The organism is Cytobacillus sp., assembly GCF_964223445.1.
GTDB lineage: Bacteria > Bacillota > Bacilli > Bacillales > Cytobacillaceae > Cytobacillus.
Genome location: NZ_CAXQGS010000093.1, coordinates 42,246 through 48,790, shown reverse-complemented (window position 1 = coordinate 48,790; position 6,545 = coordinate 42,246). Strand labels below are relative to the sequence as shown.

General features: G+C 39.5%; 7 protein-coding genes and 1 other annotated feature. Of the genes, 5 read left to right on the top strand and 2 right to left on the bottom strand.

Going from position 1 to position 6,545, the window contains the following annotated elements; all coding sequences use genetic code 11:
- Positions 1 to 54: 54 nt before the first annotated feature.
- Positions 55 to 262, bottom strand: a binding site (T-box leader).
- A 100-nt stretch (positions 263 to 362) separates the two neighbouring features.
- On the bottom strand, positions 363 to 617 hold the full coding sequence (locus tag ACEQ1T_RS17350) for a YiaA/YiaB family inner membrane protein (protein WP_009335475.1): 255 nt from the start codon (positions 615 to 617) through the stop codon (positions 363 to 365).
- Between the two features lie 303 nt (positions 618 to 920).
- Between ACEQ1T_RS17350 and ACEQ1T_RS17345 the strand changes: the two genes are divergently transcribed.
- From ACEQ1T_RS17345 to ACEQ1T_RS17330, 4 genes are all read left to right on the top strand, one after another.
- Positions 921 to 1,124, top strand: coding sequence for a hypothetical protein (locus ACEQ1T_RS17345; RefSeq protein WP_370223951.1), 204 nt, complete (start codon positions 921 to 923; stop codon positions 1,122 to 1,124).
- Positions 1,125 to 1,449: 325 nt separating this feature from the next.
- Complete coding sequence (locus ACEQ1T_RS17340) at positions 1,450 to 2,412, top strand: DUF2268 domain-containing putative Zn-dependent protease (protein ID WP_370223950.1); 963 nt, start codon at positions 1,450 to 1,452, stop codon at positions 2,410 to 2,412.
- Between the two features lie 18 nt (positions 2,413 to 2,430).
- On the top strand, positions 2,431 to 3,030 hold the full coding sequence (locus ACEQ1T_RS17335; protein WP_206845132.1) for a hypothetical protein: 600 nt from the start codon (positions 2,431 to 2,433) through the stop codon (positions 3,028 to 3,030).
- Between the two features lie 212 nt (positions 3,031 to 3,242).
- Positions 3,243 to 3,950: a DNA alkylation repair protein gene (locus ACEQ1T_RS17330; protein ID WP_370223948.1), complete on the top strand. Its 708-nt coding sequence runs from the start codon at positions 3,243 to 3,245 to the stop codon at positions 3,948 to 3,950.
- 47 nt (positions 3,951 to 3,997) lie between these two features.
- Here ACEQ1T_RS17330 and ACEQ1T_RS17325 read toward each other — a convergent pair whose 3' ends face one another.
- The gene (locus tag ACEQ1T_RS17325) at positions 3,998 to 4,609 is read right to left on the bottom strand and encodes a cupin domain-containing protein (RefSeq protein ID WP_370223946.1); all 612 of its coding nucleotides are present in this window, start codon (positions 4,607 to 4,609) and stop codon (positions 3,998 to 4,000) included.
- A 475-nt stretch (positions 4,610 to 5,084) separates the two neighbouring features.
- Between ACEQ1T_RS17325 and ACEQ1T_RS17320 the strand changes: the two genes are divergently transcribed.
- Positions 5,085 to 6,536 carry a serine hydrolase domain-containing protein gene (locus ACEQ1T_RS17320; protein WP_370223944.1) on the top strand — a complete coding sequence of 484 codons (1,452 nt, stop codon included), beginning with the start codon at positions 5,085 to 5,087 and terminating at the stop codon, positions 6,534 to 6,536.
- Positions 6,537 to 6,545: the final 9 nt, after the last annotated feature.

Sequence of the window (6,545 nt, the reverse complement as noted above, 5' to 3'; positions counted from 1 at the left end):
CACGACGCTCTTCCGATCTAATGGATATAAAAAGTCCCTGCTGAATTTTCATTCAGCAGGGACGAATTTATTCGCGGTACCACCCTGATTGTAAGTATATAACTTACCACTTCACAGAATAACGGCTAAACCGTCTTATTTCAGAAAAGAAATAAGAAGCTCCAGAAACGTAATTCATGATCTCCTTTGTACTGGTTTTCAGCACCACCAGCTCTCTGTAACAGGGAGGATACCACTACTTCAATTCCTTCAAAGCATTTAAGTATTAGGATGCTTTATATCTTAAACGCTTTTAAGTGTTAAAGTCAACACATTTTATTTAATAAAAAGAAAAAGCCCAGAAGCATTTCTGAGCTTGTGTATTATTGTTCAATTTTAGCTGATCTGCGCTCCTGCTCTGCCATGATTTCCGCATCTTCGGCATTGTCCCGTGTCACTTTCTGAGTCAAAATGGACCCGACCGCCACCAGAAGCATGACGGCAATGTAGTACCCTTTTTCATTAAGCTCCATATCAGCATTGTAAAGTCCGATAAGAAACAGACCAACACCGGCAATCAGTGTAAAGTATGCTAAAAATGTAAAAGCTGGCGTGTTTCTCCTTCTATACTTTTGCATATGTTTCAATCCCCTTTTTCCATAACATATTCTCTCGCTATAAGGTCTGCCATCAATTCAGCAGATGTAACATATTATTCTTTATGACTTAAAATTATCCTTTTTTGTAAAAAATGCAACAAAATAATCTAAGTGTTTTTACTATTTTTGGTGTGAGTTTTTTAGTTTATTGAAAATCCACTTAAATTTTAGAAGAAAAGTGGGTTTAGATAGGTTAGTATTTAATTTACAGTATTTGGATGGTGTTGGGGTGAAAAACTGTTTCTATCGATATATAAGAAATAACGGTTAGGAGGTGGCAGAGTGCGCTATATTTTATTAACTGCAGTAATAGGTTTGCTGATATATATTCTTTTTCGGATGTTTAAGTCCAGAAGAGACATATCAGGCAGTAACTATACCCCAATTGATGACTTGGATTATGGGCTGGTGGGGAAAAGCAGCAAGGAACCCTATAAAATTGAAGCCAGAAGTGAAACTTCATTTGAAGATAGAAAGGAGAAATAAATCGGGATACTATGAATAATACAGAAGTATATAATGATCCAATTTTATATGATAAAGAGCCCTGCGGTATGTTTTACCTAGAGAATGGAACGGCTTCTATTGAATAACGGAATGGGGATTGTCCATGTATTTAGCGATTGGATGGAGACACCTGTCACATCTGATAGCTATGGAATGGTTTATGTTTGCATAAAGATGAGTGAAGTCCAGGGATTTATGCTGCCTGCCTCCGTAAATGAGGGCAGGTTTTTTTATGAGAGTCACCTAGTGAATGTCCATATTATGGTAAAATTAATTTAGGAATATTTGATCAGGAGGGGTTGGTTTGAAAAGAGTTTTGTGTTTTTCAAGATTTATAGTGATGCTGACGATACTGTTCACATTGGCTTCCTGTTCCGAAAAGGATAAATCGAGCAATGTACCTGATGAAAACCAAGTTGAAGAACAGATTGTTTATTCATTTGAACATCCGGAGACAAAACAGAAATACAAAGTCGTACACGCTTATAAGCTATATACTTCTCTGATTGATCAGCTCGAAAAAAATCCTGAAGCTGCCGGTGAAGTTTATCAGAATAATATAATAAATAATGTCTACAGCACCTGCTTTAAGGACGGAGAACACCTCCACATGGTAGATAGCCTGCTGAATTGGACTCCTGAAAACCCTGATTCAATTACGAAAGTTCTGAACGAAATCGATGAAGAAAAAACAAATGCTGTCATTATGGAAGCACTTTTTAAATCCTCAGATTATTTACCTTCGGAGAATGAAACAGCAGTTTGCGTTTTTCCTTCACATCCCGGAGATGCCAATACAATGGTCGCGGCAGGAGCTGGAAAGATTACTGTCTTTTACAATGAATTTTACACAGAAGATATGATTAGAGCAGGCATAGCGCATGAATATCATCACAGTATCTGGACTGAGAAACACTTAAAGATGGGTATGTCTTTTTCTGTGCTGGATACTCTCATTTTTGAAGGGAAAGCTGTGATGTTTGAAAAACTCGTTTATCCAGATATCACCTTTTCTCATGTGGACCCAATGTTTAATAAAACTTTTTGGGCCAAAATTGAAGGGGATCTGGATACATATGATCTAAATCGCTCTCTGGAGATCTTAATGGGCGGTCAGGCCCTTCCCCGTCATTATGGCTACAGTGAAGGCTATAAGATGATAGAATCTTATCTCAAACTGCATCCGGCTACTACTCCGGAAGAGTGGACAGCCTTGAATGCGGAAAGGATTTTTCAAGAGGGGCAGTATTTAAAAAATTATCAGTAGCACGAAGGAGGAGTTAGGGTGAAAAGAATGCCGTTTGAAAGACCTGCAGAGCATTATGATGAAAGACTGTTATCCATTGACGAGAAGATCTGTTCTTTGCTGAAGCAGCGGAAGGAATTATCTGATAACCCTGGGTATCCGCGGCTTGAAGTGATTTCGGATTGGGCAGAAAAGTATGGCCTTTATGAGGATTATCTAAGGTCATTATTCGGACTGCTTGAAAATGATGAGCATTTCCGCCCGCAGGTCGAGCCTGTAAATTTCCAGAAGTATATCCCGATTTCGAGGTCAGTTGAGAAAGAAAAGTCTATATACTCAGTCAACTTTATTCGTCAATATGAGAATTCGAGTGTTGTGAATTTTAATATTGATTGGGAAGCTGACGCAGAAGATGAAAGAGATCGGTTTTTTCGTCATAGTTTCTGGAGTCTTGAAATAAGTGGTGAATATGATACAAGAGAAACGGGCGGAGGAGGTTCAAGCGGACATATCAATCACAATTTCGTTGTATCTCCTCCTCTGCCAGATGATATATCCGGGCTGGAGTTTATTTTCAAAGAGTATAAAACTCCTTTTAAGAAGCAGCCCACAGACCTGGAGATAAGGATGGATCTATGAACCAAAAGAATGATGTCACCTCGTTAATGAACTTAATGGGCATCAGCTCTTCGGTTGTAGCCTATTTTATTTTGTATATAGTTCAATTCAGCTTTGTAGAGGAATTAATTGAGTAAATAGGAGGCTAATCTGAGAATCACTCAAAGTTCCTGCTTAATATTAATGATCAAGGTCCATAATGAAGAGGTGGCTATTTGAAAGGGAGAGAGAATATGACTTACGAAGAAATCATGCAAAAGCTTGAGGAGCTTGGTACAGAGAAGACGAAGCGGATCTTTATGAATCACGGGGCGAAGGAGCCCTTTTTTGGCGTGAAGGTTGGAGATTTAAAAAAGCTTGTGAAGTTTGCAAAGAAGGATCATGGCCTGGCACTGCAATTATATGAATCAGGAAATCATGATGCGATGTATTTGGCAGGACTATCTGTCAATCCGAGGCTTATGACAAAGGAGACTTTACAGGAATGGGCTGAAAAGGCATATTGGTACATGGCTGCGGAGTATACAGTTGCCCAGGTGGCAGCGGAAAGTGATTATGCTCTTGAACTGGCCCGGGAGTGGATCAAATCAGAGGATGAAATGGTTTCGGTCTGCGGCTGGAGCACTTATTCCAATTATGTATCAATCACATCTGATAATCAGCTGGATGTCAGCGAAATAAAAGCATTATTGAGTAAAGTTAAAAATACCATTCATGAGGAAAAAAACCGAGTACGGTATGTGATGAATGGCTTTGTCATCTCAGTGGGCTCTTATGTACCGGACCTGAATGCGGAAGCGAAGAATGTCGCTGAACATATCGGAAAAGTGCATGTAGACGTCGGAAACTCTGCCTGTAAAGTTCCTTTGGCAAAGGAATATATTGAGAAGGTGGAGTCGAAGGACCGGGTTGGGGTTAAGCGAAAGACTTGTATATGCTAAGAGAATCTAAGAAGGCAGGCATGGTAATTTCCATGCCTGTGAAACCATCAATAATAATACATGTGCTGAGGGAAATATTGCTGGGTGTATTGATATTGCTGGTTTGGTTCAGGGCTATTAGCATTTCTGCTGCAGTCTTTTGCCGGTCCGATAAAGGTTGAAGGCTGGACAGGTGCTACGGTCTTCTTCCATTGCTTTGCATCCATACAATAAGTGTGCGCCATTATATTTGAAGGTGTTAATTTTAGAATGTCAGATCCCAGGATGACTTCAGGAGAAGGAGCATTAAAAATGGCCAGCAGATGAGTGCTGTCGGTATTAGCTACCTCATAATGCCACCAGCCCTGAGGGACATTGGCTACTTGCCCGGGTGTAATGTAATAGTTCAGGATTTGTTTTGTAAATGGATTAAGTAATGAAACCGTTGCAGCTCCGGATATGCAATAAACCAATTCAGCAGCGTTTTGGTGATAATGAGGTTCTATTACATTATTTTTGCTAAGATAGATGTCCAGAAGCGAGACATCTTCCAGCGTGTTTAATTGCTGAATGCCCAAAACATTTATTAAATTCCGGTTATCTTTTTTCATCAGATTGCTTTTGTTTACATCAAAAAAGTAATTTAAAGACGGAGAGGTGTAATCCAAATATTTAACCATTGCTGCTCAGTCCTTTTGTGAAATTGAATTTCTCAGATAAAGTATGCATAGGCACCCAATCAGTGCATGTACTAAATAACGTGGTTGTGTTTGAAAAAGAAGGAGAGCAATAAATGAAAAAAAAGGCAGTAAGGTTCGCAGCTGGTATGGAATAGTAAAATCATCATTCCATCAGTTCTATAGGCAAAAGAAATCTAAGCACTGCAGTCTCGTTATTTGTTTCCCTGCCCCATGTGTATCCTCCATCATTCCACATTAACCTGCATTATTTTCCATGTTATCTATTTTGATGAAAAGAGTCCGATCTTCTACTGCGTCTCAAGTCCTATTTGAAAATAAAGCTGACGCTCATTATATAGATTTCCAAATACAGGTAAGATGAAATCAAGAAAGGGAATGTGCCTATAGATATTTTTTAGCATCCCAGCAACGGGACAAACCGTTAATCAAGAACACTGGCAGAGGGAGAGGTTATATGGCAGTCTTGCCGTCCAGTTTATTAAAGATATTATTGGTTCTTTTCTTGTTCACTTCATTTAGTTATTTGCTTGTAAACTCGGCTTCAGCTGAAGAAGGCATCGAAGCAAAAATTGAGAAGGCAATTAAGGATTACCTGGTAGAATATCAAGTTCCAGGAGCTTCAGTTGCCATCGTTCATAATAATGAGCTGTTTTTTTCACATTCATGGGGCGTTACTGGAGAATCAGAGGAGGATGTTACAGAACAAACTCCTTTTACGATTGGCTCCATAAGCAAATCATTAACGGGAATGGCCATTATGAAATTAGCTGATAATGGAACCATCCGTCTGGATGCCAGCATTCAAGAATATCTTCCCTGGTTTAAACTGAAAAATGGGAAAGCTGCCGAAATAACAGTGGAGCAATTGCTCGCGCAAACAAGCGGGTTGAGTACCTATGACGGGCTTGCACTATCAGATAAAGAGTTTACAGGCAGGAATGATATTAAGAATCAAGTCAAGAAATTGTCAGAAGTTGAACTGACTGCTGAGCCTGGTGAGAAGCATCAATACAGCAATGCCAATTTCTTAATTTTGGGTGCGATTCTTGAAGAACTAACAGGAATGTCCTATGCAGAGTATATGGAACAGCAGATCTTTCAGCCTTTAGGGATGAAAAATGCTGCAGCCAATAAAGAGGGAGCTTATAAGAGAGGATACTTTAGCGGTTATCAATCCTGGATTGGGATGCCGGTGAAAAGTTCCGTAGCCTATGATAATGCCGGGGCGCCTTACGGTTACATTACGGCCAGCTCTGCAGATATGGCCCAATTTGTAAAATTATTGAGCGGGAAAGGGCCAGATCATTTTATCAGTGAAAAAACACTGGATTTATTTATGACTCCTCAGGTACAAACAGGAGAGGACCGATATTATGGCTTAGGAATACGCATATCAGGCCCTGATACTCCCAAAGAAATGATCTGGCATTCTGGTTCTACCCCTGATTCGCATGCAGAAGTCTTTTATATTCCGGATACCGGCTGGGGCGGCGTGATTCTGACAAATAAGAATCATATTTTAGAGGAAGATGGACTTTACTATCTGAAGGATCATATTATTAGTCTATTAAATGGCGATGAGCCTGAAAAAGTACCTAATCATAGTTTGACCATACAATACATTTTGCTGGGATGTGTATTGCTGCTAGTAATTCTTGCAATCTATTTATGGAAAAGATTCCGAACCCGGAAGTTTTTAAAAAAGGGGACGGGACTTTTCTTAGGGCTGATTTTTATTGGCCTGTCAGCTGCACTAATCCCTCTTTTCACATCCAGCACATCTTCTCCTTGGCATTCTGTCTCTGTCTTTGCACCGGATATCTCGCTTTTAACAATTTTGGCTGTAATTATGCTAGCAATAAATGGGCTGCAGCTGATTAGATTAATTTTTAATAAAGCAAGATAATGGAAATGC

Excerpts from the sequence above, each read along its gene's own strand:
- ACEQ1T_RS17320 (WP_370223944.1), top strand. The coding sequence starts at position 5,085 with ATGGCAGTCTTGCCGTCCAGTTTATTAAAGATATTATTGGTTCTTTTC.
- ACEQ1T_RS17350 (WP_009335475.1), bottom strand. The coding sequence starts at position 617 with ATGCAAAAGTATAGAAGGAGAAACACGCCAGCTTTTACATTTTTAGCA.
- ACEQ1T_RS17330 (WP_370223948.1), top strand. The coding sequence starts at position 3,243 with ATGACTTACGAAGAAATCATGCAAAAGCTTGAGGAGCTTGGTACAGAG.
- ACEQ1T_RS17325 (WP_370223946.1), bottom strand. The coding sequence starts at position 4,609 with ATGGTTAAATATTTGGATTACACCTCTCCGTCTTTAAATTACTTTTTT.